Consider the following 26071-nt stretch of genomic DNA (forward strand, 5'->3'; position numbering starts at 1 on the left):
TGCGGCGGTGACTGCCGCCAATGCGAAGACGAGGGTGGGGGCACGACAGCACCATGGCTCAGGGCACGGTCCAGGTGACACACGGCGGGTCTTCGCGCTGGCGGCGCCGCTCCGGTGAGTACGCGACGCTGACCGCCGCGCTCGCGGTCGCCGGGGACGGGGACGTCCTGTCCATTGCTCCCGGCACCTATCGGGAGAACCTGGTGCTGCGCCACGCCGTCACCCTGCGGGGGCCCGAGGGCTCGGCCGGGTCCGTGCGGATCGCCCCGCCCGACGGCGTCGCATTGACCGTGAGCGCCTCGGCCGTGGTGCAGGACCTGTATCTGGAGGGCCAGGACCGGACGGCGCCGGCGCTGCTCGTCGAGGACGGCTCACCCGAGCTGACCGACCTGCGGGTCAGCACCCGCTCCTCGGCCGGCATCGAGGTCCGCGGCGGGGCCAGACCGCTGGTGCGCCGGTGCACGGTGGAGAATCCGGCCGGAGTGGGGATCGCCGTACTGGACGGCGGCGGCGGGGTGTTCGAGGAGTGCGAGGTCGTGGCTGCCGGGCAGAGCGGTGTCTCGGTGCGGGGCGGCCACCCGCGCCTGGAGCGCTGCCGGATCCACCACGCCACGGGTGCGGGCATCGCCGTCACCGGCGAGGGCTCCGGTCTGGAGGCGCTGGGCTGCGAGGTGTACGAGATCAAGGGCACCGGCGTGCAGGTCGCGGCGCGGGCCGTCGCCCGGCTCACCGACTGCGCGGTGCACCGGACTTCGGCCGACGGGGTCACCCTGGACACCGACGCAGTTCTGACGCTCGCGGGCTGCGACATCCACGACATCCCGGAGAACGCGGTCGACCTGCGCTCGCGTTCGGTGCTCACGCTGAGCCGCACCACGGTGCGCCGGTTCGGCCGCAACGGCCTGTCGGTCTGGGATCCGGGTACCCGGGTCGACGCCCGGTCCTGCGAGATCCACGACAGTACGGGGGACTATCCGGCGGTGTGGATCAGTGACGGGGCCACGGCGTCGCTGGACTCCTGCCGCGTGCACGACGTGCCGGACGCCCTGTTCGTGCTGGACCGCGGCTCACGGGTGGACGTGGTCGACAGCGACCTGTCCCAGGTGCGCAACACAGCTGTCTCGGTGAGCGACGGGGCCACCGCGCAGCTGGACGACTGCCGGATCCGGGAGGCGGCGACCGGGGCCTGGTTCCGTGACCACGGCAGCGGCGGCACCCTCGCCAACTGCTCCGTGGACTCCGTACAGACGGGCGTGATCGTCACCAAGGGAGCCGACCCGGTCCTGGAGCGCTGCGTGGTCACCTCCGCCGCCGAGGCCGGTTTCTACGTCTCGGCGGGCGGCCGCGGCACCTTCACCGCCTGCCGGGTGAGCGGCAGCTCCGGCTTCGGCTTCCACGTGATCGACGGCAGCCGCACCTCGTTGGCCAAGTGCCACACCGAGCGCTGCGCGCGGGGCGGTTACGAGTTCGCGGAGGACGGCCCGGTCGCGGCGGACTGCACCAGTGACGAGTCCGGACCGCGCCTCGCCGCCCAGTCGGCCGCCGCCGGCGGCCCGGCCCACGAGCGCGCGGGGATCCGTACGGTGACGGCGGCCCGCAGCCCCGTACCGGGAGCCGCCGGCGTACCGGCGCAGCGGCCCGCCGACGAGCCCGACCCTGCCGCCGCGCCCGCCCGGGGCTCCGGCGAGGTGCTGGGCCAGCTGGACGCGCTGGTGGGCCTGGACAGCGTCAAGCGCGAGGTGCGGGCCCTCACCGACATGATCGAGGTGGGGCGCAGGCGGCAGCAGGCGGGCCTCAAGGCGGCGTCGGTGCGCCGGCACCTGGTCTTCACCGGCTCCCCCGGCACCGGCAAGACCACCGTCGCCCGGCTCTACGGGGAGATCCTCGCCTCCCTCGGCGTGCTGGAGCGGGGGCACCTGGTCGAGGTGTCCCGGGTGGACCTCGTCGGCGAGCACATCGGGTCCACGGCGATCCGTACTCAGGAGGCCTTCGAACGGGCCCGTGGCGGTGTGCTGTTCATCGACGAGGCGTACGCCCTGGCGCCGGAGGACTCGGGCCGCGACTTCGGGCGCGAGGCGATCGACACGCTGGTGAAGCTGATGGAGGACCACCGGGACGCGGTGGTGGTGATCGTCGCCGGGTACACGGCGGAGATGGAGCGGTTCCTGACCGTGAACCCGGGTGTGGCCTCCCGCTTCTCCCGGACCATCACCTTCGGCGACTACGGGCCGCAGGAGCTGTTGCGCATCGTGGAGCAGCAGGCGGAGGAGCACGAGTACCGGCTGGGGGCGGGGACCGCGCAGGCGCTGCTGGCGTACTTCACGGAGCTGCCCAAGGGCCCGGCCTTCGGCAACGGCCGCACCGCCCGGCAGACCTTCGAGTCCATGGTCGAGCGCCACGCGGGCCGGGTGGCCCAGCTCAGCGACCCGGGGACGGACGAGCTCACCCTGCTGTTCCCGGCGGACCTGCCGGCGCTCCCGGCGGGTTCGGCGGCGGCCGCCGGCCGCTGAAGCGGGCGGCAAGGGGGCGGGGCCGGGTCGGTGCCCGGTCGGTGCCGGTCGGTGCCGGGCGACATCTGACGGGCCGGCAAGTAAGGTGCCCGCAACGCCCTTCCGCTCTTCCGGCCGTACCGCGCGTCTCGCAGGGGGTTGTCACGATGGCTCGCCGACTCCGGGCAGTGGAGCTGGACTTCGCCGGGACGGCGCCGGTCCGGCTCGTCTTCACGGCGCGCGCGACCCAGGCGCCGGCACCGGTCTACCGGGCGCTCGCCGAGCACGTGGCGGACTGGCCGGCCTGGTTCAGGGCGGTCACCCTGGCCCGGTCCACGCACGGCGGCGCCGGCCGCGAGATCGGGCTGGTGGGCGGGGTCCGGTTCCGGGAGACCGTCGTGGCGGCGGAGCCGGAGCGGCGCTACGCGTACCGGGTGGACGAGACCAACGTCCCCGGCGTCCGGGCGCTGCTGGAGGAGTGGCGGCTGAGCCCCTCCGGTTCCGGTACCCGGATCCAGTGGACCTTCGCGGCGGACGGACCGGCCCCGTTCCGGTTGGCCCTCGCCGCCGCCCGCCCCGGGCTCGGGCACTCGTTCCGCTCGGCGGTGGGCGCGCTCGACGCCCGGCTGAGCGCGCGGGGTTGACCGTACGCGGGGTCGACCGTAGCCGGCATCCACCCCGGCGCCGTGCCCGCGGGCTCCGTTCGCGGCCCGGTCAGGCCGAGGGCTCTCGCCAGGTACCCGTCGCCAGCAGCGTCTCGATGGTCTTCGTGTACGGGGCGATGTCCAGGTGCTGCGCCGCCAGCCAGGCGTCCGAGTAGTACTTGTCGAGGTAGCGGTCGCCCGGGTCGCACAGCAGGGTCACGACGCTGCCCGCGCTGCCCTGGGCCACCATCTCGGAGACGATCTTGAGCGCGCTCCACAGCCCGGTGCCGGTCGAGCCGCCCGCCTTGCGCCCTATGGCCTGCTCCAGCGCCCGGCAGGCGGCGACGCTCGCCGCGTCCGGCACCTTCATCATCCGGTCGATGGCGCCCGGCACGAAGCTCGGTTCCATCCGGGGACGCCCGATGCCCTCGATGCGCGAGCCGCAGTCGCTGCTCGCGTCCGGGTCGTTGCGGGTCCAGCCGTCGAAGAAGCAGGAGTTCTCCGGGTCGGGGACACAGATCCGGGTGTCGTGCTGCATGTAGTGGACGTAGCGCGCGATCGTCGCGGAGGTGCCGCCGGTTCCGGCCGTCGCCACGATCCAGGTGGGCTCCGGGTAGCGCTCCAGGCGCAGCTGCTGGTAGATCGATTCCGCGATGTTGTTGTTGCCCCGCCAGTCCGTCGCCCGCTCCGCGTACGTGAACTGGTCCATGTAGTGGCCGCCGGTGCGTGCCGCGAGCTGCGCGGACTCCTCGTACATCTTCATCGGGTCGTCGACGAAGTGGCAGGTGCCGCCGTGGAATTCGATGAGGCGGCACTTCTCGGGGCTGGTCGTGCGCGGCATGACGGCGACGAACGGGACGCCGATCAGCTTGGCGAAGTACGCCTCGGAGACGGCGGTCGAGCCGGAGGACGCCTCGATGACCGGGCGGCCGGGCCGGATCCAGCCGTTGCACAGGGCGTAGAGGAACAGCGAGCGGGCCAAGCGGTGCTTGAGGGAACCCGTCGGGTGCGTCGACTCGTCCTTCAGGTACAGGTCGATGCCCCACTCCTGGGGGAGCGGGAAGCGCAGCAGGTGGGTGTCGGCGGACCGGTTGGCGTCGGCCTGGACCTTGCGCACGGCTTCATTCAGCCAAGCCCGGTAGTCCGCGTCGCTGCGGTCGACGTCGTCGGCCCCGGCGGTGGTGCTGGTCGTGCTCATGCGCCTTGCTCCTTCATCACTTCCATGACCCCCTGCCTTCGCAATGTACCTCCCTCACCTGCGCAAACAGTTCCTTTGGGTCTCCATGCGAATCGCTTTAGGGCGGCCCGCGGATGCCGGTGGGCGGCCCGCGGACGGCATACGGCCTGCGCGTGGCCCGTCGGCGGCTTTCGGACGGCCTGGGACGGCTTTCGGCCGGGTCCCGGACGCGCGGGGCAGAACATCGCGCCCGCTCGGTTGCACACCGGCGCACCGTGGGTGACCCTGGTGAGGCGTCACAGAGGGTGCAGCACCCGTAACACTCATGTCGGGGAGTCGCAGCCGTGATAAGTCATTCCCGCAGGCACTGCGTCGTCGAACTGCAGGCCTTGCCCGCGCGGATCGGCCAGATCCGCAGAATCGTTTCAGCACAACTGCGTCACTGGCAGCTCGACCCCCTCATCGACCGGGCCGCGCTCGGCGTGACGGAGCTGCTCAGCAACGTGCACCGGCACGCACAGCCGGACAAGGTCTGCCGGGTGGAGATCGAGTTCCGGCTCGGGCGGCTCACCGTCTCGGTGCACGACAGCGATCCCCGGCTGCCCGTGGTCCGCGAGTCCGCCGCCCTGGAGACCTGCGGACGCGGCCTCGCGCTCGTCGCGGCGATCAGCGAGGCCTGGGGCGCCCGGCACCAGCAGGACGGGCCGGGCAAGGTGGTGTGGTTCTCCATGCGGGCGGCGCCCGCCGCGGCGGCGCCGGCCCGTACCGTGCGGATCTCTGCCAAGGCCATACGGGAGCCCGCCCCGGCGGCGCTCTACGCCGTGGAGCCCGCAGCCGTGGTCACGGCCGTGCCGGTGTCGGCGCGGGCCGGCGCCAGGCCCGGGTAGCGCCGGGCCGGGGCCAGTGGGCGGCCGCCGCGTTCGGGGCGTACCGTTCGGGCCGGCCGCTTCCCGGGCCCGAACGGCGGGCCCGCCCCCCGGCTCCCGGCGCCGTCAGGCGGCCGCGCCCAGCGCCCCCAGCGGGTCGTCCAGCACCGGCTGCCAGGCCAGCTCCGCCGCGCCGACCAGGCTGTTGTGGTCCAGGGTGCACGGCAGGATCGGCACCCCGCCGCTGCGCCCCCACAGGCTCCGGTCGGCGACCACCGCGCGCAGCCGCTCCGGGTCCGCGTGGAGCAGCTCCCGGTGCAGACCGCCCAGGATGATCCGGTCCGGGTTCAGGATGTTCACCAGGCCCGCGAGCCCCAGCCCCAGCCGGTCGATGAGTTCCTCGGCGGCCGTCCGTACGGCCGGATCCGCCGGCTCCGTGTGCAGCAGCTCCCGCGCCTGCTGGAGCAGCGACACCTCGGGGCCGGGCGTACGCCCCGCCGCCGTCAGGAAGGCCAGCGGGTCCGCCTCCACGTCCAGGCAGCCCCGGCTCCCGCAGTGACAGGCCCGGCCCTCCGGGTTCACGGTGAGGTGGCCGACCTCCAGGGCGAGCCCGGCACTGCCGCTGTGCAGGCGGCCGTCGAGCACCAGCGCCCCGCCGACTCCCCGGTGGCCGGTGGCCACGCAGAGCAGGTGCTGCGCGCTGCGGCCCGCGCCGTGCCGGTGCTCGGCGAGCGCGGCGAGGTTGACGTCGTTGCCGGTGAGGGCGGGGCCGTCGATCCCGGCCGCCTTCACCCGTTCGGCGAAGATGGCCCGGACCGGGGAGCCGGCCGGCCAGGCCAGGTGCAGGGGGTTCAGGGCGGTGCCCTCCGGCTCCGCGACCGCCGACGGGACGGCGAGGCCCGCGCCGACGCAGCGCCGCCCGGACTCCGCGAGCAGCGCGGCGCCCGCGTCGACGACCGCGCCGAGGACCTGCGCCGGGTCGGCTGAGACGGTGACCTTGCCGGGTGCGGTGGCCACGATCCGGCCGCCGAGGCCGACGAGCGCGGCCCGGAAGCCGTCCGGGTGGACCTGCGCGGCCAGCGCGACCGGGCCGTCCTCCGCCACGGAGAGCCGGTGCGAGGGGCGGCCCTGGGTCCCGCCGGCGCCACCGGGGCGGGAGTCGACGCGGATCAGGCCGAGCGCCTCCAGTTCGGCCGCCACGGCTCCGGCGGTGGCGCGGGTGACGCCCAGCTCGGCCGTCAGCACCGCCCGGGTCGGGGCCCGGCCGGTGTGTACGAGTTCCAGCGCGGGGCCCAGCGCGCCGCGGCCCCGCTCCAGCCTGGTCCGTGTCGCTGCCGCGGCCCGGTCCGCGGCGGAGGCCGCCGATGAGACCGTGGACTCCGTGGACGCGTCCCCCACCCGCCGCGGGGCCCCGTTGCCGTTCATGACAGCGATCCTCGCACGAGCGGGGAGGTGCCCGGCGCCGCTCACGGCAGGAGGCCGCCGACCCGCAGTGTGATGTTCAGCCGCCCCGTCAGGCCCAGCTCGGGCGGCGCGGTGCCGGGCAGCACCTTCGGCACCCCGTGGTAGGCCAGCCGGCTCGGCCCGCCGAACACGAAGAGATCACCGCTGCGCAGTTCGACGTCCCGGTACGGGCGGCCGCGCGAGGCGGTGCTGCCGAAGCGGAACAGGCAGGAGTCGCCGAGGCTGAGCGAGACGACGGGTGCCGGCGACTTCTCGTCGGAGTCCCGGTGCATGCCCATGCGGGAGTCGCCCTCGTAGAAGTTGACGAGGGCGATGTCGTACGCCTCGTCCGGTGGCCGGCCGTAGACGTCGGTGACGGCGCTCCGCCCCAGTTCGGCGAGCCAGGCGGGCATCGGCTTGACCGGCGCGCCGTCGCCGTCGACGGCGGTGCTCGCGTATCCGTACGGGTACCAGTGCAGCCCCAGGCACACCTGGCGGGCGGTCATCGTCCCGCCGCCGGGAGTGTGCACGGTGCGCAGGCCCGCCGGCGGTCGCGCCCACGCGCGGCAGGCGGCGAGCAGCTCGCGCTGCCGGAGCCGGTCGAGCCAGTCGGGCAGGTGCACCGCGCCGGGGGCGATCTCGGTCCGCTCGCGCGGGAAGAGTTCCCCTTCCATGTCCCCATTGTGGGGTGACCGCCGTCAGTGGTGACTGGCACACTCCCGTCCATGAAGATCATCGACTTTGTGGACACGCTGGCCCGCGAGGGCCGGCTGATGGCGGACGCGGCCGAACGGGCGGGCACGGACGCCCTGGTCCCCACTTGCCCCGGCTGGCGGGTCGCCGATCTGCTGTGGCACACGGGGGCGGTGCACCGCTGGGCAGCCGGGTACGTCGGGGGCGCGGTGACGGAGCCGGGCCCGTTCCCCGACGCGCCGGAGCTCGCGGGGCCGGAGCTGCTGGCGTGGTTCCGGGAGGGGCACGCGGCGCTGGTGCGGACCCTGACGGGGGCTCCGGAGGACGTGGAGTGCTGGACGTTCCTGCCGACGGCGCCGTCACCGCTCGGGTTCTGGGCCCGCCGGCAGGCGCACGAGACGACGGTCCACCGGTTCGACGCGCAGGCGGCGCTGGGCGTCCCGTTCTCGGCGGTGCCGCCGGAGTTCGCCGAGGATGGGGTGGACGAGCTGCTGACCGGCTTCCACGCGCGTTCCCGCAGCCGGGTGCGCAGCGAGGAGCCCCGCGTCGTACGGATCCGGGCGACCGACACGGGCGCGGTGTGGACGGTGCACCTGTCGCAGGAACCGCCGCGCACGGTGCGGGGCGACACGGACGCCCCGGCGGACCTCGACCTGACGGGCGAGGCGGCCTGGCTGTATGCCGCCCTCTGGAACCGCCTGCCGCTGACCGTCGCCGACGCCGCCGACGTCCACCCGCTCGCACGGCTGTGGACGGAAACGTCCCTCGTCTGACCCACCACCCGCCCCACGGGCCCGGACCGCGCCACCGGTGCCGGGCCGTCTCTTCCGGTACGTGCCGAAGGGCTCCGCCTTCGGCACGTACCGCACGGCGTGTGAAACTCCTGCCACAACTGCTCAGTGCCTACGGGTTGGAGAGCACAGTGACGGGGCGCACATGAGCGGGACTGGAAACGCTGCCGAAGCCGGGCCCGGAGCCAGGGCCGGGGACCGGGTGGGTGGCGGAGCCGGCATCGTCAACGGTCCTGTACTCAGGGCCGGGGCCGACGATCGAGCAGGTGGAGGCGGACTTCCAGGCCGTGACCGGCGCAGCCGGGCCGGGGCCGGCGGCCCCGCCCCGATCGTTCGTCGTGCCCGGTTGCCCGGCACCCTGGGAATCGTACGAGACCGTTGGCGACGCCGGATCGGCCGCGCTCCTGAACGGGCTGAACGGCCGTGAACGGCAGCTCGAGGAGCGCCGGAAGAGGACCCCCGATGTCGCGTTCTCGCTGACCAAGGGCACGTGGCAGCTCGCAGTGGTGTACGAGAGGACGCCCGGCGCGCGCGGGCACCTCACGCTCCTGGCCACGAACGGCTCACCCGCCTGCGAGGAGGCATTCGGGCAGGCACAGACCGCCGGCACCCGGTCAGCCCAGAACCGTACCTCCTGAACCGTCACTGACCGATCGTGGCGGCGAAGCCGGTCTGGGCGGAGTAGGGCCAGGCCGGTCGGGTGTTCCACGGGTTGGGCATGGTGGCGCTGGTCGCGTAGGCGTAGCCCGCGCCGCGGTCGAAGGCGGTGCGGAGCGTGGAGCGCATCGCGGAGGCGTCCGGGACGTCGTGGACGAGGTGCCAGAACGCCGTTCCGCTCGGGTCGAGTTCGTTGCCGGGCCGGTAGCCGCCGGACTCGTTGAACACGTTGCCGCCCGGCCAGCCGCCGGAGGCGTAGGCGGCGTAGGTGTCCTCGAAGGTGACGAAGACGTCGGCCGTACGGTGGCCGGGTGACAGGTAGCAGTCGGCTATGGCGGTGCCGGGGTTGTTCACGACCAGGCCGGCCACGGCCGGGTCGACGGCGTGCATGGTGTCCTCGACGTAGCGGCGCAGCTCCTCGTACCGGTCGCGGGTGGCGTTCGCCGGGCCGCAGTCCCGGCTGACGACATCGAAGAAGATGCCGTCGACGTGCAGCCGGCCGTCGGTCGTCCGCAGGTAGTTGTCGACGGACGCCCTGACGGCGGCCGGGTCGCGGTCGCCGTGGTCGGTGTGGACGTAGCCGAGTACCTTGGTCCGCTCTCCGGTCGCCGTGGTGGCGCCGCGCAGGGCGTCCGCGCGGGCTTGCCAGCGGGAGGTGAACGGGGAGTCGCCGTTGCCCGGGTTGAGGACGGCCACCGAGACCGCCGGGCCGGTGGCGGTCAACTCCGCCAGCACCGGGTCGTCCGCCCACACGTAGGCGGGGACCGCGACCTCCAGGCCCCGGACGCCGGGGGCCCGGGGGACGGGCGGCGTGCCGGGCGCGGGGGCGGACGGGGCCGCAGCCGCTCCGGTACCCGCCGACGCCCTGCAGGCCGGCGCGGGGGCGGCCAGTAAGAGGACGGTCACAACGGCGTACAGCGCCTTCGCGGCGCGGGCGCGGGTCATGGCGGTTCCTCCGGGGGCGGTGGGGTGACCCGGGGAACAGTAGACGCGCGGCGGTACGCAAGGAGCCGAACTCCCACGCATTCATACGACGAACAGCAGAGCGACGAATCGTTTCCACCGGCCCGTCCGCCCATCGGCTGCGGCGGGTGGGCGGCGGTGCCGCCCGCACCGCTCACTCAGCGAACAGCCCGACGTCGTACCCCAGCCGGTCCGCCGCGTGCGCGAAGAAGGCGGCGCGGTCCTGGACGACCCGGTTGAACTGGCCGAACAACTCGAAGGACACCAGGCCGATGAGCTGCGCCCAGGCCGCGACGAGGGCCACGGTCACCTCGGGAGGCAGGTCCGGGGCGAAGTCGGCGGTCATCCGCCGGGCTTCGGGGCGCAGGGTCGCGGGCAGCGGGGGCAGCGCCAGGCCGCGGCCCGAGTGGGCGGCGCGGACGATGCCGATGAAGGTGTTGCCGACGCGGGAGGCGGGGCCGATGGTGTCGAGGGGGGCACTGTAGCCGGGCACCGGGGACCCGTAGATCAGGGCGAACTCGTGCGGGTGCGCCAGCGCCCAGGCGCGGACCGCCTCGCAGGCGGAGTTCCAGCGGGCGCGGGGGGCGGCTCCGGCGGCCGCGCCGTCGGCGGCGGCCCCTTCGGCGGCGGCCCCGACGCTGTCGTACGCGTCGATGATCAGCGCGGTGAGGAGCTCGTCCCGGCTGGCGAAGTAGCGGTAGAGGGCGGAGGAGACCATGCCCAGCTCACGGGCGACGGCGCGCAGCGAGAGCTTGGCGGCGCCCTCGGCCGCGAGCTGGCGGCGCGCCTCGTCCTTGATGGCGGTGGTGACCTCGATGCGGGCCCGTTCGCGGGCCCCTCGCACGGTGCTCATGCAGGTGAGTGTGTCACGGGTGGGAGCAGTGCTCAAGAAGGCGAGCGTTGATCCGAGAACAGACCATCGCTCCGTTTCAAGAGCGCTGCTCTTGCTTCGGCGCGGCGCTCCGTGCACACTGGCCTTAAGCGAGAGCACTGCTCTCCCCACCCGCCCGGAGGCCGTCATGACCGCGTCCGCACCCCAGCCCTACTACGCCGGGCGCAGCCGGCTCGGCAACCGCGTCAACGCCCTCTTCGGCAGGCTCGCCCGGCTGGGCATCAGCCTGGCCGGCAGTGCCGAACTGTCCGTACGCGGCCGCAGTTCGGGCCGGATGCAACGGATCCCCGTCAATCCGCACACCTTCGAGGGCTCCCAGTACCTGGTCTCCGTCCGCGGCCACTCTCACTGGGTCGCCAACATCCGTGCCGCCGGCGGCGGCGAGCTGCGCGTGGGCCGCAAAGTGCGCACCTTCACCGTCACCGAGATCACCGACCCCGCGGAGCAGGCCGCGGTGCTGCGCCCGTACCTGGAGCGCTGGGGGTGGCAGGTGAACCAGTTCTTCCGGGGCGTCACCGCGAAGTCCTCCGACGCCGAGCTGCGCGCCGTCGCCCCGGACCACCCCGTCTTCCGCCTGGACGTGTCGCGCTGACGGGCACCGCCCGGGAAGGCGCCCGCGGGGCTCCGCCGGGAGAAGCCCCGCGCCGGACGGGCGGAAGCCGCCTTCGACCGTGCGGGCGATCCGGGGCACTCACACGGCCCGACGGTCCGCGCCGGGCCGCCGCCATGACGGCCCGTCATGCTCTCGTGGGCGTTCGTCAGTCTGCCGCCGCCGGCCACCGCCGGGAGGTGCCCCGACCCCGCCCGGTCGAGAAGGAGAGCCCCGTGCCCCGAAAGCCCCGCCTGCCGCGCATCGCCGGTCCGAGCGCCCTGAGTGCCGGTGTCGGCGCCGCGGCTGCGGCCCTCGCCCTGCTCGCGACCGCGCCGCACGCGGTCGCCGCGCCTCCCCCGGCGCCCCCGCGTCCGGCCACGGTGTCCGCGCCGTCCGCCCTGACCGTCGCCGACCCCCACATCGTGGCGCACTTCCGCTTCGCCGAGGGCCGGACCCCGGAGAACATCGCGCTGGAGCCCGACGGCTCCGCGAACCTGACCTTCGCGTTCGCCCGCCAGGTCGCCCGCGTGGGCAAGGGGGGCGGCACCCGCGTCCTCGCCACCCTGCCCGACGAGCCGCACCCGGCCACACCGCTGTTCGGCGCCGCGGTCACGACCGGCATCGTGCGCACCCGCGACGGGGCGCTCTACGTCGGCTACGACACCGGCACGGCCGCGCTCACCGGTATCTGGCGGATCACCCCCGACGGGTCGGTCAGCCGCTTCGCCGCCCTGCCGCCGGACGCGCTGATCAACGGCCTCGCCCTCGACCAGCGCCACGGGTTCCTCTACGCGGCCGACTCGGCCCTGGGTAAGGTCTGGCGGGTCTCCCTGGCCGACCGGTCGGTGCGGACCTGGGCCAGCGGTCCCCAGCTGCGCCCCAACGGCTTCCTCGGCGCCAACGGCATCAAGGTGCGCGACGAAGCGGTGTGGGTGTCGAACTACGACCGCGGCACGCTCCTGCGCATCCCGGTCCGCGCGGACGGGTCCCCGGGCCCGATCGCGACCAGGGCGACCGGGCTGACGGGCGTCGACGACTTCGCCTTCGCCGGCCACGACGGCACGGTCCTCGCCGCCCTGAACCCGAGCAGCGAGCTGGCCCTGGTGCGGCCCGACGGCACGCACGACATCGTGCTGACCGCGCGGGACGGGCTGTCTAACCCGACCTCGGTGGCGATCCGCCACCACCGGGTCTTCGTGCCCAGCGCCGCCTACACCACGCAGCACGACCCGAACCTCCAGGTCGCCCGCCTCAGGGGGCACGGCGCCAACGGCCACGAGCTCCGCGACCCACGGTAGGCGGGCTGCCGCCCGCGCCCCGTGCGGGCCGGGCGGCGCGCCCCGCCTCAGCCCTGACGGCGGCGCGCCTGGCGACCGTCCAGTACGTGCAGGGCCTTGCGGGCGAGCGGGTACGCGCGTACCAACTCGGCCAGCGTGGTGGACCCGCGGGTGATCCGGGCGAAGGCCAGCCAGGCCGGACGCAGGCCGGTGATCGCCGCGTGCAGCAGGCCCGGCTTCGCCTCGAAGAGCGTCAGCATCCGCTTGCCGACACCCATCTCCACGCCCAGCCCGGCCTTGACCGCGAAGGCGTAGTTCAGCGCCTGGCGACGGGCGTCCACCGCGTCCTGGGCCTCGGAGATCTTCACGGCCCACTCGCCCGCGAGCCGCCCCGAGCGCAGTGCGAAGGAGATGCCCTCGCGCGTCCACGGCTCCAGCAGCCCGGCCGCGTCACCCGCCACCAGCACCCGGCCGCGCGAGAGCGGCGAATCGGGCGTGCGGCAGCGGGTGAGGTGCCCCGAGGAAACGGCGGGCTCGAAGCCCGCCAGGCCGAGGCGGGCGATGAAGTCGTCCAGGTAGCGCTTGGTGGCGGCGCCCTCGCCCTTCGCCGAGATGACGCCGACCGTGAGGGTGTCGCCCTTGGGGAACACCCAGCCGTAACTGCCGGGCAGCGGGCCCCAGTCGATGAGCACCCGCCCCTTCCAGTCCTCGGCGACGGTCTCCGGGACCGGGATCTCCGCCTCCAGACCGAGGTCGACCTGGTCCAGCTCGACGCCGACGTGGGCGCCGATCCGGCTGGCGCTGCCGTCGGCGCCGACCACCGCCCGGCCCAGCACCGTCTCGCCGTCCGCGAGGACCACGGCCACCGTGCGCCGGTCGGGCACCGCCGCGCCGTGCTGCTCGACTCGGCTCACGGCCGTTCCCGTGCGGACGGTCGCACCGGCCTTCTCCGCCTCCGCGACCAGTGCCGCGTCGAACTCGGCCCGGTTGACCATCCCGAACAGCATGCCGCGCGAGCGCCGGGTCCGGGTCAGCCGCCCGTTCATCGAGAAGGTGACCGCGTTGATCCGGTCCTTGAAGGGCAACACGAAGCCCGGCGGCAGGGCGTCGCGCGAGGGGCCGATGATGCCGCCGCCGCAGGTCTTGTACCGGGGCAGTTCGGCCTTCTCCAGCAGCAGGACCCGCCGCCCGGCGGCCGCCGCCGCGTGGGCCGCCGAGGCCCCGGCCGGTCCGGCCCCGACCACGACCACGTCCCACACCTCACCGGTCGGCCCGGCGTTCTCCTCTTCGGCCCGCCCGGCGGCGTTCTGCTCCGCGCTCGTGCCCTGTACGTCGTCGTCGCTGCTCACGATGTGCTGCTGCTCCTGATCAGGCTGTTCCTCGGATGCCGGGGAAATCCTACGGCGAGAGATCGTCTCGGCTCGCTGTGCGAGGATCGATGCTGTCTTTCGCCGTACCCGCCCTACGCGCACCACGCGGATGCGGGAGGCGTACACGTACATCAACGTCGCACCCAAGAGGAGCGTGCCCATGTCGCCGATTCCGGTCGCCGAGACCATCGCCTCGCTGATGCCCCGTGCCCGCCAGGAGCTGGCCGAGCTGGTGGCCTTCCGGTCGGTGGCGGACTTCTCGCAGTTTCCCAGGAGCGAGAGCGAGGCCGCCGCGAACTGGGTGGCGGACGCCCTGCGCACCGAGGGCTTCCAGGACGTGGCCCTGCTCGACACCCCCGACGGCACGCAGTCGGTGTACGGCTTCCTGCCCGGCCCCGAGGGCGCGCCGACCGTCCTGCTCTACGCCCACTACGACGTGCAGCCGCCGCTGGACGACGCCGCCTGGATCTCCCCCGCCTTCGAGCTGACCGAGCGGGACGGCCGCTGGTACGGGCGCGGCGCCGCCGACTGCAAGGGCGGCTTCATCATGCACCTGCTGGCGCTGCGGGCGCTCAAGGCCGACGGCGGGGTGCCGGTCGGCGTGAAGGTGATCGTCGAGGGCTCGGAGGAGCAGGGCACCGGCGGCCTCCAGCGGTACGCCGAGGCGCACCCGGAGCTGCTGGCCGCCGACACCATCGTCATCGGCGACGCGGGCAACTTCCGGCTGGGACTGCCGACGGTGACGGCCACGCTGCGCGGCATGACGCTCGTCAAGGTCAAGATCGACACCTTGGCCGGGAACCTGCACTCCGGCATGTTCGGCGGTGTCGCACCCGACGCGCTGGCCGCGCTGATCCGCGTACTGGACTCGCTGCGGGCGGCGGACGGTTCCACGACGGTGGACGGGCTGGCCTCGGACGCGGTGTGGGAGGGCCTGCAGTACCCGGAGGAGGACTTCCGCGCCGACGCGAAGGTCCTGGACGGCGTGGGACTCATCGGTGAGGGCACGATCGCCGACCGGCTGTGGGCCCGCCCGGCCGTCACCGTCCTCGGCATCGACTGCCCGCCGGTGGTCGGCGCGACGCCCTCGGTGCACGCCAGCGCCGGTGCGCTGATCAGCCTGCGCGTGCCGCCGGGCGTGGACACGGCGGAGGCCATCAAGCTGCTGGAGGCGCACCTGGCGGCGCACACCCCGTGGCAGGCCCGGCTGGAGCTGGAGGTCGTCGGCCAGGGGCAGCCGTTCCAGGCTGACACGGACAGCCCCGCGTACGCGTCGATGGCGGCGGCCATGCAGGTCGCCTACCCGGGCCAGGAGATGCAGGTCAGCGGCATGGGCGGGTCGATCCCGCTGTGCAACACGCTGACGTCGCTGTACCCGGAGGCGGAGATGCTGCTGATCGGTCTGAGCGAGCCGGAGGCACAGATCCACGCGGTGAACGAGAGCGTCTCCCCGCAGGAACTGGAGCGGCTGGCGGTCGCGGAGGCCCTGTTCCTCGTGAACTACGCCCGGTCCAAGCGCGCCTGAGCCACGGCGGGCCCGATCCGCTGCGGCCCCGCAGTGGATCGGTCTACGCCCCGCGTGAACTCCGCTCCCGGTGAACCGCGCACCGAAGGCGGAGCCTGCACGCATACGTTGGACGCATGACCGAACTCGAACTGGTGGAGGTCGTACCCCACCGCCTGCACATGCTGCGCTTTCCCATCGGCCAGGCGTACCTGTGGCGCGACGGCGCGGCGCTGACGCTGATCGACTCCGGGCCCGCGGGGGCCGCGGATGCGATCGAGGGGGCGATCCGTTCGCTCGGGCTGCTCCCGGAGCGGCTGGAGCGGATCGTGCTGACCCACTGCCACCGCGACCACGTGGGCGCGGCGGGCGAACTCGCCGACCGGTGGGGCGCGCGGATCGTGGCGCACCGGCTCGACGCCCCCGTGGTCCGGGGCGAGGAGCCGGTGCCGGAGCCGGTGCTGCTGGACTGGGAAGTCCCGCTGTACGAGCACGGCCTGACCGTCCCGGAGGCCCCGCCGACCCGGGTGGACCAGGAGGTCGAGGACGGGGAGCGGCTGCCGTTCGGGGACGGCGCGGTGATCGTGCACGCGCCCGGACACACGCCGGGCAGCGTCGCCGTGCACCTGCCGGAGCACGGCGTGCTGTTCACCGGGGACTGCGTCGCGGGAGTCGGCCAGGTCATGCCGGGCGTGTTCAACGTCGACCGCGTCCAGGCCGTCGCCTCCTTCCGCCGCCTGGCCGGTCTGGCGCCGTCGGTGGCCTGCTTCGGCCACGGCGACCCCCTGACCACCGCCGCGGCCGACACCCTGCGGGCCGCCGCCACGGCCGCCGCCACCGCCTGACCGTGCCCGGCGGGACCCGGCGGGGCCGCGCGCCCGCCGGATCCGCCGGGGCGATGGGCCCGGCAGGACTATGGGCCCGGCAGGACTACGGGACCCAGGACCCGGCGGCATACAGGACGGGCCGGCCTACGGGACCGGGCGGCCCGCCTCCAGGTACAGGGGACGGCCGCGTTCGCGGGCCCGCAGGGCCCAACGGAGGCGCTCGAAGCGGACCGGCGGCAGCATGCCGGCGGCCTCCGTCTCCGTCGCGAACCGCCACTCCCGCAGCTCCGGCCCCGGCAACCGCAGCCCGGCGATCTCCCGCTCCCCCAGCCGCCCCCCGTCGAACAGCAGCCGCAGCCCCCCGTACGCCGGGGACACCGGCGGTTCCCAGTCGACCACCAGCAGCTCGGGCGACCGCTCCAGCGCCAGGCCCAGCTCCTCCGCGACCTCCCGCACCCCCGCGCACGCCGGCGCCTCGCCCGGCTCCACGACGCCGCCCGGGAACTCCCACCCGGGCTTGTACGTCGGATCGACGAGGAGCACCCGGCCCGCCTCGTCGAAGAGCAGCACCCCCGAAGCGACCGTCTCCCGCGTCGGCTCGGGCGTCTGGACGATCTCGCACACCGGCGCCGACCCCGTCCGCACCGCTTCCGCGATCCGCTCCGCGGTCTCCCGCACCGTCAGCCGCCCGTTGTCGATGACATGGGCGTCGGCCGTCAGCCAGCCCAGCGCCTGCCGGTACGCGGGGATGTGGTCGTACGCCCACCGCCTGGCCAGGAGGTCTGCCTCCTGGGCCTCCCCCGGTTCCTCCCGCGTGGCGATACGTTCGCGCAGAATCGTTTCCCCGGGAGCCAGCAGCACATGCCGCACCGGTATCCGCCGCGCCGCGAGGCCGCCGAAGATCTCGTCGCGGTACTCCTGGCGCAGCAGCGTCATCGGCACGACCAGCACCCCGCCCAGCTCCGCCAGCATCGCCGCCGCCGTCTCCACGACGAGCCGCCGCCAACTCGGCAGGTCCTGGTAGTCGTCGACCTCCGCGAGCCGCTTGCGCGGCAGCAGCACCCGGAGCGCGTCACCGATGAACTCCGGGTCGAACACGGTGCTGTCCGGCAGGAGTCCGGTCAGTTCGCGGGCCGTGCTGGTCTTCCCGGCACCGGACGTGCCGTTGATCCAGACAATCACGTCTACCCCTCTCCGATGGCTCGCCTCGAAGCCCCCAGTGGCTTGCCCGCCTCACCCTGCCACGGAAACCCGCTCCCCGGCGGAGTGCTTATCCTCAAGGTCAGAGCCTGCCCCGGGCCCCCGCCCGGGCTCCGCCCGACCGCTTCGCCGGAGGTCCCGTGCCCCACACCCGCCGCCCGTCCGTACCCCGTTACGGGAACCGGCCGACCATGAAGGACGTGGCCGCCCAGGCGGGCGTCGGCCTCAAGACGGTCTCGCGGGTGGTCAACGGCGAGCCGGGGGTCACGCCCGACACCGAGCGGCGCGTCCAAGAGGCCATCGAGACCCTGGGGTTCCGCCGCAACGACAGCGCCCGCGTGCTGCGCAAGGGCCGGACCGCCACCGTGGGCCTCGTCCTGGAGGACCTCGCCGATCCCTTCTACGGGCCGCTGAACCGGGCCGTGGAGGAAGTCGCCCGCGCCCACGGCGCCCTGCTCATCAACGGCTCCAGCGCCGAAGATCCCGACCGGGAGCGGGAGTTGGCCCTCGCCCTGTGCGCCCGCCGGGTGGACGGGCTGATCGTGATCCCGGCCGGGGACGACCACCGCTACCTGGAGCCGGAGATCCGGGCGGGCGTGGCCACGGTGTTCGTGGACCGGCCCGCGGGCCGGATCGACGCGGACGTGGTCCTGTCGGACAACTTCGGCGGCGCCCGGGACGGCGTCGCGCACCTGATAGCCGCGGGCCACCGCCGGATCGGTTTCATCGGCGACCACCCGCGCATCCACACGGCGACGGAGCGCCTGCGGGGCTACCGCGCGGCGATGGCGGCCGCCGGCCTGCCGGTGGACGAGTCCTGGGTGGCTCTGGGCCCGACCGCCCCGGACGCGGTCACGGCCGCCGCCCGCCGGATGCTGAGGGCCCCGGAGCCGGTCACCGCCCTGTTCGCGGGCAACAACCGGGTGACGGTCACGGCGGTACGCGTCCTGTACGCCGAACAGCGCCCCGTGGCCCTGGTCGGCTTCGACGACTTCGAGCTGGCCGACCTGCTGCGCCCCGGCGTGACGGTGGTCGCCCAGGACGCGGCGGCCCTGGGGCGGGTCGCCACCGACCGGCTCTTCCAGCGTCTGGCGGGCGCCGGTCTCCCCCCGGCCCGCATCGAGCTCCCCACCCGCCTCGTCCCGCGCGGCTCGGGCGAACTCCCCCCGGCGCCGGCCTGAAACCCGCGCGGGGTTCCAGGCCGGCACCTGCACTCAGGCGTTCGCCTTCAGCGTCGCCGAGCGGCGCGGGATGGCGAAGGCGTCCAGCTCGGCGCGGGTGAGGCCGGTCAGGACCGTGACCTCTTCGGTGCCGACGGCCCCGCAGTCGAGGCCGCGGACCAGGTAGCCGGCCAGCGCCTTGGCGGTGGCGGGCTCGTCCATCACGTCGCCCTCGATCTTGGCCACGTACGCCTTCAAACGCGCGGCCGCCGCTTCGAGGCCCTCCCGGTAGAAGGTGTAGACGGCCGCGTAACGGGTCGGCAGGTGGCCCGGGTGCATGTCCCAGCCCTGGTAGTAGGCCCGGGCGAGCGCGCGCCGGGTGAGTCCGTAGTGCAGCTTCCAGGCTTCGTGGACGTGCTCGGTGGTACCGATCGGCAGGACGTTCGTCGAGCCGTCGGAGACGCGTACGCCGGTTCCCGCGGCCGCGACCTGCATGATCGCCTTGGCGTGGTCGGCGGCGGGGTGGTCGCTCGACTGGTACGCGGCGGAGACGCCGACGCAGGCGCTGTAGTCGAAGGTGCCGTAGTGCAGGCCGGTGGCGCGGCCCTTGGCGGCCTCGATCATGCGGGCCACGGTGGCGGTGCCGTCGGCGGCGAGGATCGACTGGCTGGTCTCGATCTGGATCTCGAAGCCGATCCGGCCCGGGCGCAGGCCCCGGGCGGTCTCGAAGGCCTCCAGCAGCTCGACGAAGGCGCTGACCTGCTCGGCGTAGGTGACCTTGGGAAGGGTGAGGACGAGGCCCTCGGGCAGGTCGCCGTGTTCCAGGAGCCCGGAGAGGAAGACGTCCGTGGTGCGGATGCCGCGGTCGCGCACGTTGGACTCCATGCACTTCATGCGGATGCCCATGTACGGGGCGTTGGTGCCGTTGGCGAAGGCTTCCGAGACGAGGCGGGCGGCGCGGGCGGCGGCCTGGTCCTCTTCCTCGTCGGAGCGGACGCCGAAGCCGTCCTCGAAGTCGACGCGCAGGTCCTCGATGGGCTCGGAGGCGAGCTTGGCGCGTACGCGCTCGTAGACGGGCCCGGCCAGCTCCTCGGAGATGCCCAGCACCTTGGCGAAGGTGGCGGCGTCCGGGGCGTGCTCGTCGAGGGCCGCGAGGGCCTGGTCGCCCCAGGAGCGGATGGTGCCGGCGGCGAAGACGTCACCGGGCACGTAGACGGTGTGGATGGGCTGACGGGTCCCGGGGTCGCCCGGGTAGTGCCGCGCGAGTTCCGCGTCCACCGGGGCGAGGGAGGCGCTGATGCCCTCGCTGACCGCGCCTGCGAGGCTCGTCGCCACCTTCTCCTGCTGACCCATCGTGCACTCTCCTCTTTTCCGCTTCACGGAAGCTTAGATCCGCATAGCAGAATTTAGCCACGGGGTTCCGCTCCGTCAATGGTCCCTCCGTCGCTCGGGGCGAACGACTCGGGGCCGTGTGGTGAGAAACACCACACGGCCCCGAGTACGTACGACGGAGAGGAGAAGCGCAGGTCAGCCCTTGCGGGCCTTGATCGCCTCGGTCAGCTGCGGGACGACCGTGAAGAGGTCGCCGACCACGCCGTAGTCGACCAGGTCGAAGATCGGGGCCTCGGCGTCCTTGTTGATGGCCACGATGGTCTTCGAGGTCTGCATGCCGGCCCGGTGCTGGATCGCGCCGGAGATGCCGGAGGCGATGTACAGCTGCGGGGAGACCGACTTTCCGGTCTGGCCGACCTGGTTGGTGTGCGGGTACCAGCCGGCGTCGACGGCGGCGCGCGAGGCGCCGACCGCCGCGCCGAGGGAGTCCGCGAGGTCCTCGATGAGGTGGAAGTTCTCGGCGCCGTTGACTCCGCGGCCACCCGAGACCACGATCGCGGCCTCGGTCAGCTCCGGGCGGCCGGTGGACTCGCGCGGGGTGCGGGAGACGACCTTGGTGCCGGTGGCCAGGGCGCCGAAGGTGACGGCGAGCGCCTCGACGGCGCCGGCGGCCGGGGCGGCCTCGACCGGAGCCGAGTTCGGCTTGACGGTGATGACCGGGGTGCCCTTGGAGACGCGGGACTTGGTGGTGAAGGACGCGGCGAACGCGGACTGCGTGGCGACCGGGCCCTCGTCACCCGCCTCCAGGTCGATGGCGTCGGTGATGATGCCGGAGCCGATGCGGACCGCGAGGCGGGCCGCGATCTCCTTGCCCTCGGCGGAGGACGGGACGAGCACGGCGGCCAGGGAACCCGCGGTGGACGCGGCGTCGTACGCGGCCTGGAGCGCGTCCACCTTCGGTACGACGAGGTACTCGGTGAACTCGGGGGCGTCGGCGGTCAGGACCTTGACCGCACCGTGCTCGGCGAGCACCGCGGCGGTGTCGTCCGCACCGCCGCCGAGGGCGACGGCGACGGGCTCGCCGATGCGGCGGGCCAGGGTGAGCAGTTCGAGGGTGGGCTTGCGGACGGCGCCGTCCACGTGGTCGACGTAGACGAGGACTTCAGCCATGGGAGTGCTCCTGCGAATGCGAAGTAGTCAGGGGGCGATCGAGAGGGTGTCGGCTGAAGCTCTTAGATGAACTTCTGGCCCGCCAGGAACTCGGCCAGCTGCTTGCCGCCCTCGCCCTCGTCCTTGACGATCGTGCCGGCGGTACGGGCCGGGCGCTGCGCGGCGGAGTCGACCGTGGTCCAGGAACCCTCCAGGCCGACCTCCTCGGCGTCGAGCTCCAGCTCCTCCAGGTCCCAGGACTCCACCGGCTTCTTCTTGGCCGCCATGATGCCCTTGAAGGACGGGTAGCGGGCCTCGCCCGACTGGTCGGTCACCGAGACGAGCGCCGGCAGGGAGGCCTGGAGCTGCTCGCTGGCGGTGTCGCCGTCGCGGCGGCCGGTCACGGCGCCGTCCTCGACCTTGACCTCGGAGAGCAGGGTGACCTGCGGGACGCCCAGGCGCTCGGCCAGGATCGCGGGGAGCACGCCCATGGTGCCGTCGGTGGAGGCCATGCCGGTGATGACCAGGTCGTAGCCGGCCTTCTCGATGGCCTTGGCGAGCACGAGCGAGGTGCCCATGACGTCGGAGCCGTGCAGGTCGTCGTCCTCGACGTGGATGGCCTTGTCGGCGCCCATGGAGAGCGCCTTGCGCAGCGCGTCCTTGGCGTCCTCGGGACCGACGGTCAGGACGGTGATCTCCGCGTCGTCCGCCTCGTCGGCGATCTGGAGCGCCTGCTCGACCGCGTACTCGTCGAGTTCCGACAGCAGACCGTCGACGTCGTCGCGGTCGACGGTCAGGTCATCGGCGAAGTGCCGGTCGCCGGTGGCGTCGGGTACGTACTTCACACAGACAACGATCCTCAGGCTCACGCCGACTCTCCTACCGCATCGTCTTTTTCTGGTACCGCCTTGTGCAGGCAGCATAGGCGCCTTGCCGGGCGGATCCCGATCGGGGCGGCCCGCGCCCCGAAGGGAATGTTACTCGTCAGTACACAGTGGGTCTTCCCCGGTTGCAAGGCCGTCGAACTGTGATCTGGCCAACGCCACCCGAACCCGCCCCAGCAGGGACGATTCAGTCCCGCAGCGCGTTGAAGCGGCCCTGGTGGTAGAGGAGGGGACGGCCCTCGCCGCCGCCGTGGCCCGCGGGGTCCCCCGCCACCACCTCGGCGATGATCACCCGGTGTGCGCCGGCAGGCACCCGCGCCGCCACCCGGCACACCAGCCACGCCAGTACTCCGGACAGGACCGGCACCCCCTGCGGGCCGTCGGTCCAGTCGGTGTCCGGCCCGAAGCGGTCGGCGCCGCTGCGCGCGAAGAGTCCGGCCAGGTCCCGCTGGTGCTCGGCGAGTATGTGCACGCCGAGGTGCTCGGAGTCGCGTATCGCGGGCCAGCTGGAGGAGCCGGTGCCGATCGTGAAGGACAGCAGCGGCGGGTCGGCGGAGACGGAGTTGAGCGAGGTCGCGGTGAACCCCACCGGGGCACCGCCGCTCGTTGTGGCGGTGATGACCGCGACTCCTGCGGCGTGCTGCCGGAAGACGGAGCGCAGGAGGTCGGGGGATCCGGCCGTGCCGGTGCCGAAACGGGGGGACGGTGCCGTCTGGGCCGTCATGAGGGGGCTTCCTTCTGCCGCGCCGGGCGCGGGCACTTTCGGGGATCGGGGGTCGGGGGCGTTCAGTGATCCCAACAGCGCGCGCTCGCGTAGCGGACCAGGTCCACGTGGACCCGTCCGTAAAGCAGGAGTTCATACCTCATGCGGCCAGCCTCGCGATCTCTCGCGTACGCAGTCAAGCCGCACCGGCCAGATGTCGGGCGCGTCACGCCGGGTACGGGCGCGCGCCGGCGCGTACGGTCCCGGCCCCGCACCCCGCCCGTCATACGGCGGCGCCCAGGGCGGCGATCACGTCGGCCTTGCGCGGCATCCCGGCGGCCCGACGGACGACCAGCCCGGTCGCGTCCAGCACCAGCACGGTGGGGGTCTTCTCGATGCCCAGGGCGCGCACGAGTGCGAGGTTGCGCTCGGCGTCCACTTCCACGTGCGCGACACCGTCCACCATGGAGGCGACATCGGCCAGGATCCGCCGGGTCGCCCGGCAGGGCTGGCAGAACGCGCTGGAGAACTGCACCAGGGTGGCCCGCTCCCCCGGTTCCGCACCCAGTTCGGCCGCACCCAGCCGTACTCCGTCCCCGCGTCCGTTCACCCCGGCTCCCCTCGCTGTCCCGGCTCCTGCTCCGGTCGTACGCTGATCACGAGCGCCCCACCGGGGCACGGCATTCCCGGCGTGACGAGAATCTCCCCGGGCACACGCGTCTGGACTGGCTCATCGGCCGGTATGTGGGGCACCATCCCCATGGTCGCGTACCTACGCTTCCGTAACTTCCAGCCGGGAGCACCTCCCCAGGCAGAAAGCGGGGTCTCCCCACCATGGCTGAGCTCGTCTACCCTCCCGTCATCGGCGCCGCGCACACGCTCTTCCGCGCGCTGGACATCCGTATCGACATGAAGGGTACGGAGAACATCCCGCGCAAGGGCGGGGCGGTCCTCGTCTCCAACCACATCGGCTACCTCGACTTCATCTTCGCCGGTCTGGCCGCGCGCCCGCAGAAGCGGCTGGTGCGGTTCATGGCGAAGGAGTCGGTCTTCCGGCACAAGGTGTCCGGCCCGCTGATGCGCGCGATGAAGCACATCCCGGTGGACCGCGCGCAGGGCGAAACGGCGTACGAGCACGCGCTGGACTCGCTGCGCTCCGGCGAGATCATCGGGGTGTTCCCCGAGGCGACCATCTCCCAGTCCTTCACGCTCAAGAGCTTCAAGTCGGGTGCGGCCCGGATGGCGCAGGAGGCCGGCGTCCCGCTGATCCCCGTCGCCCTGTGGGGCACCCAGCGGCTGTGGACCAAGGGCCGCCCGAAGGACCTCAAGCGCAGCCACATCCCGGTGACGATGCGGGTGGGCGAGCCGCTGGAGGCGCCGGCCGACCAGTACGCCGGGGCCATCACCCGCCGCCTGCGCGAGCGGGTGCAGGAACTGCTGGACGCCGCGCAGCGGGCGTATCCGGCCAAGCCGAAGGGCCCGGAGGACGCCTGGTGGCTGCCGGCGCACCTGGGCGGCACCGCCCCGACCCCGGCCCAGGTCAAGGAAGCGGGCTAGGCCGCCGGAGGCCGTTGCTTCCGCCGTACCCCCGGCTCCCGTAGCGTCTGAGCCGTCGGCACGTGGCAGCACCTCGAGGGGGTTCACCGGTGCGGGGGTTCGGGCGGTACCTGGGGGCGGCGCTCGCGGCGCGGTTCGCCTCCGAGGGCATGGGGATGGCCGTGGTGCTGCTGGCCCTGGAGCGGACGGGGAGCGCCGCGCACGGGGCGTTCGTACTCACCGCCTGGCTGGCTCCGCACGTACTGGCCGCTCCGCTGGCCGGGGCGGCGGCGGCCCGGGCCCGCCGGCCGCGGCTGTTCTACGCGGGCGCGCTGGGCGGGTTCACGGCCGCCGTGGCGGCGCTGGCGCTGCTGCTGGGGCGGGCTCCGACCGGGGTGGTGCTGGCGGTCGCGCTGCTCGGCGGCACGTGCGGGCCGATGGTGACGGGCGGGCTGTCGAGCCTGGTCGCCGGGCTGGTCCCGGCGGGGCCCGCGCGGGACCGGGCGTACGGGTGGGACGCGTCGACCTACAACGCCGCCGCGGTCACCGCCCCGGCGGCCGTCAGCGTGGTGGCGGCAACGGGTTCGGCGGGGCCGGCGATGGGTCTGCTGGCGGCGTCCGGCGCGCTGGCCGCGGTCCTGGCGGCGAGCCTGCGCTACGAGGGCCGGGGCGCGGGCTCCCCGTCCGACGGGCCCCGGGCCGGGCTGGGCGCGGGGCTCACCGCCCTGTGGCGGGTGCGTCAGCTGCGGGCCGTCACCTCGGCGACGACCCTGGCCTTCGCCGGCGTCGGCGCCCTCACCACCACCGCGGTGCTGCTGGCCTCGGCCCTGGGCAGCCCGGACGCGGGCGGGGTGCTGATGACGGCCTTCGCGGTGGGCGCGCTCGCCGGCTCCCTGACGCTGGGCCGGGTCACGAGCGTGGCGCCGGGCCCGCTGGTCTGCGGGGCGCTGGCCGGGACCGCGGTGGCCCTGGCCGCGGCCGCGTTCACGCCTTCCGTGGGCTGGACGGCAGCCGCCTTCGCCGCGGCCGGGGTGTGCGACGGCCCACTGCTCACGGCCACCCTGCGGATCCGCTCGGAGTACGCCCCCGCCGCGGTGCGGACGCAGGTGTTCACCCTGGGCGCCGGGCTCAAGCTGACGGCCGCCTCGGCGGGCGCCGCCCTGGTCGGGCTGGCGGCCGGGGCGCCGCCCCGGACCCTGCTGCTGGGGATCGCCGGGCTACAGGCGGCCGCGGCCCTGGTGCAGATGTGGCTGACCCGGCCCGGGCCGGCCGCGGCGCTTACAGGGCCGTCGGCAGCCTCCGCCACAGCTCCGGCCGGTCCGCGGACTCCCGGAGCGCCGTGAGCGCGCCCGCGTGCGGGGCGGCGTACAGCGTCGGGTAGTCCACTTCGCCGAGTTCGGGGCGGACGGGGAAGGCGAGTTGCTCCCGGTCCAGGTCGAACCGGGCGTCCACTCCGGGCTTGTTGCCGCGTGCGTCCAGCCGGGCCCAGCGGTCCCCGCCGGGCAGCCGCAGGGCGACCAGCCCGTGGAGGACGGGCTGGGAGCCGTCGTCCTCGGTGAGGCGCTGGTAGCAGAGGGCGGCGGGGACGCCCTTGGCGCGCAGGAGGGCGACGAGGGCGTGGGACTTGGCGTGGCAGATGCCGTTGCGCGTGTCCAGCACGTCGGAGGCGCGCCAGCTGACGCGCATGTCCCCCGAGTCGCCGGAGTGCGGGACGGTGTCGCGCACGAACTCGAACGCCGCTTCGGCATAGGCGTACGGTTCGCCGCCGACGGCGGTCCACAGCGCGTCGGCGGTCTCGCGGACGAGCGGGTGCCCGTGGTCGATCGCCTCGTCGGCGGCCAGGTAGGCGGATACGTCGGAATGCTCCTGGATCAGTTCCATGATCCAGGAGCATACCTATGCGGTCAACCGCATGACTATCG

At 73.9% G+C, this 26071-nt stretch carries 26 protein-coding genes; 12 read left to right on the forward strand and 14 right to left on the reverse strand.

The annotated features are described in order from the left end of the window. The first annotated feature begins 53 nt into the window (after window positions 1–53). Together ACWGH1_RS01415 and ACWGH1_RS01420 are read left to right on the forward strand one after the other, a co-directional pair. Window positions 54–2510, forward strand: a complete 2457-nt coding sequence (locus ACWGH1_RS01415; protein ID WP_453357002.1) for a right-handed parallel beta-helix repeat-containing protein — start codon at window positions 54–56, stop codon at window positions 2508–2510. A 146-nt stretch (window positions 2511–2656) separates the two neighbouring features. Further along, window positions 2657–3133 carry an SRPBCC family protein gene (locus ACWGH1_RS01420; protein ID WP_453357272.1) on the forward strand — a complete coding sequence of 159 codons (477 nt, stop codon included), beginning with the start codon at window positions 2657–2659 and terminating at the stop codon, window positions 3131–3133. Between the two features lie 70 nt (window positions 3134–3203). On the opposite strand, the gene ACWGH1_RS01425 is transcribed toward ACWGH1_RS01420, so the two are convergent. Next, the gene (locus ACWGH1_RS01425; protein ID WP_453357273.1) at window positions 3204–4331 is read right to left on the reverse strand and encodes a PLP-dependent cysteine synthase family protein; all 1128 of its coding nucleotides are present in this window, start codon (window positions 4329–4331) and stop codon (window positions 3204–3206) included. Window positions 4332–4654: 323 nt separating this feature from the next. Here ACWGH1_RS01425 and ACWGH1_RS01430 point away from each other — a divergent pair, with 323 nt between their 5' ends. Then, complete coding sequence (locus ACWGH1_RS01430; protein WP_453408326.1) at window positions 4655–5197, forward strand: ATP-binding protein; 543 nt, start codon at window positions 4655–4657, stop codon at window positions 5195–5197. Window positions 5198–5302: 105 nt separating this feature from the next. Here the strand turns inward: ACWGH1_RS01430 and ACWGH1_RS01435 are convergent, their stop codons facing one another. Beyond that, the gene (locus ACWGH1_RS01435) at window positions 5303–6601 is read right to left on the reverse strand and encodes an ROK family protein (RefSeq protein WP_453408327.1); all 1299 of its coding nucleotides are present in this window, start codon (window positions 6599–6601) and stop codon (window positions 5303–5305) included. Window positions 6602–6642: 41 nt separating this feature from the next. After that, on the reverse strand, window positions 6643–7293 hold the full coding sequence (locus ACWGH1_RS01440) for an alpha-ketoglutarate-dependent dioxygenase AlkB family protein (RefSeq protein WP_453357190.1): 651 nt from the start codon (window positions 7291–7293) through the stop codon (window positions 6643–6645). 51 nt (window positions 7294–7344) lie between these two features. On the opposite strand from ACWGH1_RS01440, the gene ACWGH1_RS01445 reads away from it, so the two are divergent. Beyond that, on the forward strand, window positions 7345–8085 hold the full coding sequence (locus ACWGH1_RS01445) for a maleylpyruvate isomerase family mycothiol-dependent enzyme (RefSeq protein ID WP_453357191.1): 741 nt from the start codon (window positions 7345–7347) through the stop codon (window positions 8083–8085). 284 nt (window positions 8086–8369) lie between these two features. Beyond that, entirely contained in the window at window positions 8370–8741 is a 372-nt protein-coding gene (locus tag ACWGH1_RS01450; protein WP_453356899.1) for a hypothetical protein, read from the forward strand. A 4-nt stretch (window positions 8742–8745) separates the two neighbouring features. Here ACWGH1_RS01450 and ACWGH1_RS01455 read toward each other — a convergent pair whose 3' ends face one another. Together ACWGH1_RS01455 and ACWGH1_RS01460 are read right to left on the reverse strand one after the other, a co-directional pair. Beyond that, window positions 8746–9705: a spherulation-specific family 4 protein gene (locus ACWGH1_RS01455; protein WP_453356900.1), complete on the reverse strand. Its 960-nt coding sequence runs from the start codon at window positions 9703–9705 to the stop codon at window positions 8746–8748. A gap of 172 nt (window positions 9706–9877) precedes the next feature. After that, a complete protein-coding gene (locus tag ACWGH1_RS01460) occupies window positions 9878–10576 on the reverse strand; it encodes a TetR/AcrR family transcriptional regulator (RefSeq protein WP_453356901.1) in 699 nt (232 codons plus the stop codon). 166 nt (window positions 10577–10742) lie between these two features. On the opposite strand from ACWGH1_RS01460, the gene ACWGH1_RS01465 reads away from it, so the two are divergent. Together ACWGH1_RS01465 and ACWGH1_RS01470 are read left to right on the forward strand one after the other, a co-directional pair. Beyond that, the gene (locus ACWGH1_RS01465) at window positions 10743–11207 is read left to right on the forward strand and encodes a nitroreductase/quinone reductase family protein (protein WP_453356902.1); all 465 of its coding nucleotides are present in this window, start codon (window positions 10743–10745) and stop codon (window positions 11205–11207) included. 233 nt (window positions 11208–11440) lie between these two features. After that, entirely contained in the window at window positions 11441–12505 is a 1065-nt protein-coding gene (locus ACWGH1_RS01470; RefSeq protein ID WP_453408328.1) for an SMP-30/gluconolactonase/LRE family protein, read from the forward strand. Between the two features lie 47 nt (window positions 12506–12552). Here ACWGH1_RS01470 and ACWGH1_RS01475 read toward each other — a convergent pair whose 3' ends face one another. Continuing rightward, window positions 12553–13833 carry a geranylgeranyl reductase family protein gene (locus ACWGH1_RS01475; protein WP_453356146.1) on the reverse strand — a complete coding sequence of 427 codons (1281 nt, stop codon included), beginning with the start codon at window positions 13831–13833 and terminating at the stop codon, window positions 12553–12555. A gap of 181 nt (window positions 13834–14014) precedes the next feature. Here ACWGH1_RS01475 and ACWGH1_RS01480 point away from each other — a divergent pair, with 181 nt between their 5' ends. Both ACWGH1_RS01480 and ACWGH1_RS01485 read left to right on the forward strand, forming a co-directional pair. After that, window positions 14015–15379 (forward strand): M20/M25/M40 family metallo-hydrolase, encoded by a 1365-nt coding sequence (locus ACWGH1_RS01480; protein WP_453356147.1) that lies wholly within the window; start codon window positions 14015–14017, stop codon window positions 15377–15379. A gap of 116 nt (window positions 15380–15495) precedes the next feature. Then, complete coding sequence (locus tag ACWGH1_RS01485; protein ID WP_453356148.1) at window positions 15496–16203, forward strand: MBL fold metallo-hydrolase; 708 nt, start codon at window positions 15496–15498, stop codon at window positions 16201–16203. 126 nt (window positions 16204–16329) lie between these two features. On the opposite strand, the gene ACWGH1_RS01490 is transcribed toward ACWGH1_RS01485, so the two are convergent. Continuing rightward, a complete protein-coding gene (locus tag ACWGH1_RS01490; protein ID WP_453408329.1) occupies window positions 16330–17367 on the reverse strand; it encodes an NUDIX hydrolase in 1038 nt (345 codons plus the stop codon). Window positions 17368–17576: 209 nt separating this feature from the next. Here ACWGH1_RS01490 and ACWGH1_RS01495 point away from each other — a divergent pair, with 209 nt between their 5' ends. Continuing rightward, window positions 17577–18566, forward strand: a complete 990-nt coding sequence (locus ACWGH1_RS01495) for a LacI family DNA-binding transcriptional regulator (RefSeq protein WP_453356705.1) — start codon at window positions 17577–17579, stop codon at window positions 18564–18566. A gap of 33 nt (window positions 18567–18599) precedes the next feature. On the opposite strand, the gene ACWGH1_RS01500 is transcribed toward ACWGH1_RS01495, so the two are convergent. The 6 genes from ACWGH1_RS01500 to ACWGH1_RS01525 all read right to left on the reverse strand — a co-directional run bounded on the left by ACWGH1_RS01500 (window position 18600) and on the right by ACWGH1_RS01525 (window position 23223). Next, window positions 18600–19898 carry a DUF6986 family protein gene (locus ACWGH1_RS01500; RefSeq protein ID WP_453356704.1) on the reverse strand — a complete coding sequence of 433 codons (1299 nt, stop codon included), beginning with the start codon at window positions 19896–19898 and terminating at the stop codon, window positions 18600–18602. Between the two features lie 174 nt (window positions 19899–20072). After that, window positions 20073–21047 carry an electron transfer flavoprotein subunit alpha/FixB family protein gene (locus ACWGH1_RS01505; RefSeq protein ID WP_453356275.1) on the reverse strand — a complete coding sequence of 325 codons (975 nt, stop codon included), beginning with the start codon at window positions 21045–21047 and terminating at the stop codon, window positions 20073–20075. A gap of 62 nt (window positions 21048–21109) precedes the next feature. Next, a complete protein-coding gene (locus tag ACWGH1_RS01510) occupies window positions 21110–21895 on the reverse strand; it encodes an electron transfer flavoprotein subunit beta/FixA family protein (RefSeq protein WP_453408330.1) in 786 nt (261 codons plus the stop codon). Between the two features lie 202 nt (window positions 21896–22097). After that, window positions 22098–22634, reverse strand: coding sequence for a flavin reductase family protein (locus tag ACWGH1_RS01515; protein WP_453356276.1), 537 nt, complete (start codon window positions 22632–22634; stop codon window positions 22098–22100). A gap of 62 nt (window positions 22635–22696) precedes the next feature. Further along, window positions 22697–22900: a putative leader peptide gene (locus tag ACWGH1_RS01520; RefSeq protein ID WP_453356277.1), complete on the reverse strand. Its 204-nt coding sequence runs from the start codon at window positions 22898–22900 to the stop codon at window positions 22697–22699. Then, window positions 22897–23223 (reverse strand): thioredoxin family protein, encoded by a 327-nt coding sequence (locus ACWGH1_RS01525; RefSeq protein WP_453356278.1) that lies wholly within the window; start codon window positions 23221–23223, stop codon window positions 22897–22899. The genes ACWGH1_RS01520 and ACWGH1_RS01525 overlap by 4 nt, the downstream gene beginning before the upstream one ends. A 224-nt stretch (window positions 23224–23447) precedes the next feature. On the opposite strand from ACWGH1_RS01525, the gene ACWGH1_RS01530 reads away from it, so the two are divergent. Further along, window positions 23448–24170 carry a lysophospholipid acyltransferase family protein gene (locus ACWGH1_RS01530; protein ID WP_453356279.1) on the forward strand — a complete coding sequence of 241 codons (723 nt, stop codon included), beginning with the start codon at window positions 23448–23450 and terminating at the stop codon, window positions 24168–24170. A gap of 89 nt (window positions 24171–24259) precedes the next feature. Continuing rightward, window positions 24260–25492: an MFS transporter gene (locus ACWGH1_RS01535; protein ID WP_453408331.1), complete on the forward strand. Its 1233-nt coding sequence runs from the start codon at window positions 24260–24262 to the stop codon at window positions 25490–25492. Here the strand turns inward: ACWGH1_RS01535 and ACWGH1_RS01540 are convergent. Next, on the reverse strand, window positions 25428–26030 hold the full coding sequence (locus ACWGH1_RS01540; RefSeq protein ID WP_453354060.1) for a transglutaminase-like domain-containing protein: 603 nt from the start codon (window positions 26028–26030) through the stop codon (window positions 25428–25430). The genes ACWGH1_RS01535 and ACWGH1_RS01540 overlap by 65 nt on opposite strands. Window positions 26031–26071 lie beyond the last annotated feature (41 nt).

It is taken from the genome of Streptomyces sp. NPDC054883, from assembly GCF_053610645.1.

Excerpts from the sequence above, each read along its gene's own strand:
- ACWGH1_RS01420 (WP_453357272.1), top strand. The coding sequence starts at position 2,657 with ATGGCTCGCCGACTCCGGGCAGTGGAGCTGGACTTCGCCGGGACGGCG.
- ACWGH1_RS01520 (WP_453356277.1), bottom strand. The coding sequence starts at position 22,900 with ATGACGGGCGGGGTGCGGGGCCGGGACCGTACGCGCCGGCGCGCGCCC.
- ACWGH1_RS01460 (WP_453356901.1), bottom strand. The coding sequence starts at position 10,576 with ATGAGCACCGTGCGAGGGGCCCGCGAACGGGCCCGCATCGAGGTCACC.
- ACWGH1_RS01500 (WP_453356704.1), bottom strand. The coding sequence starts at position 19,898 with ATGGGTCAGCAGGAGAAGGTGGCGACGAGCCTCGCAGGCGCGGTCAGC.
- ACWGH1_RS01485 (WP_453356148.1), top strand. The coding sequence starts at position 15,496 with ATGACCGAACTCGAACTGGTGGAGGTCGTACCCCACCGCCTGCACATG.
- ACWGH1_RS01530 (WP_453356279.1), top strand. The coding sequence starts at position 23,448 with ATGGCTGAGCTCGTCTACCCTCCCGTCATCGGCGCCGCGCACACGCTC.
- ACWGH1_RS01415 (WP_453357002.1), top strand. The coding sequence starts at position 54 with ATGGCTCAGGGCACGGTCCAGGTGACACACGGCGGGTCTTCGCGCTGG.
- ACWGH1_RS01480 (WP_453356147.1), top strand. The coding sequence starts at position 14,015 with ATGTCGCCGATTCCGGTCGCCGAGACCATCGCCTCGCTGATGCCCCGT.
- ACWGH1_RS01440 (WP_453357190.1), bottom strand. The coding sequence starts at position 7,293 with ATGGAAGGGGAACTCTTCCCGCGCGAGCGGACCGAGATCGCCCCCGGC.
- ACWGH1_RS01465 (WP_453356902.1), top strand. The coding sequence starts at position 10,743 with ATGACCGCGTCCGCACCCCAGCCCTACTACGCCGGGCGCAGCCGGCTC.
- ACWGH1_RS01495 (WP_453356705.1), top strand. The coding sequence starts at position 17,577 with ATGAAGGACGTGGCCGCCCAGGCGGGCGTCGGCCTCAAGACGGTCTCG.
- ACWGH1_RS01455 (WP_453356900.1), bottom strand. The coding sequence starts at position 9,705 with ATGACCCGCGCCCGCGCCGCGAAGGCGCTGTACGCCGTTGTGACCGTC.
- ACWGH1_RS01540 (WP_453354060.1), bottom strand. The coding sequence starts at position 26,030 with ATGGAACTGATCCAGGAGCATTCCGACGTATCCGCCTACCTGGCCGCC.
- ACWGH1_RS01435 (WP_453408327.1), bottom strand. The coding sequence starts at position 6,601 with ATGAACGGCAACGGGGCCCCGCGGCGGGTGGGGGACGCGTCCACGGAG.
- ACWGH1_RS01505 (WP_453356275.1), bottom strand. The coding sequence starts at position 21,047 with ATGGCTGAAGTCCTCGTCTACGTCGACCACGTGGACGGCGCCGTCCGC.
- ACWGH1_RS01515 (WP_453356276.1), bottom strand. The coding sequence starts at position 22,634 with ATGACGGCCCAGACGGCACCGTCCCCCCGTTTCGGCACCGGCACGGCC.
- ACWGH1_RS01445 (WP_453357191.1), top strand. The coding sequence starts at position 7,345 with ATGAAGATCATCGACTTTGTGGACACGCTGGCCCGCGAGGGCCGGCTG.
- ACWGH1_RS01425 (WP_453357273.1), bottom strand. The coding sequence starts at position 4,331 with ATGAGCACGACCAGCACCACCGCCGGGGCCGACGACGTCGACCGCAGC.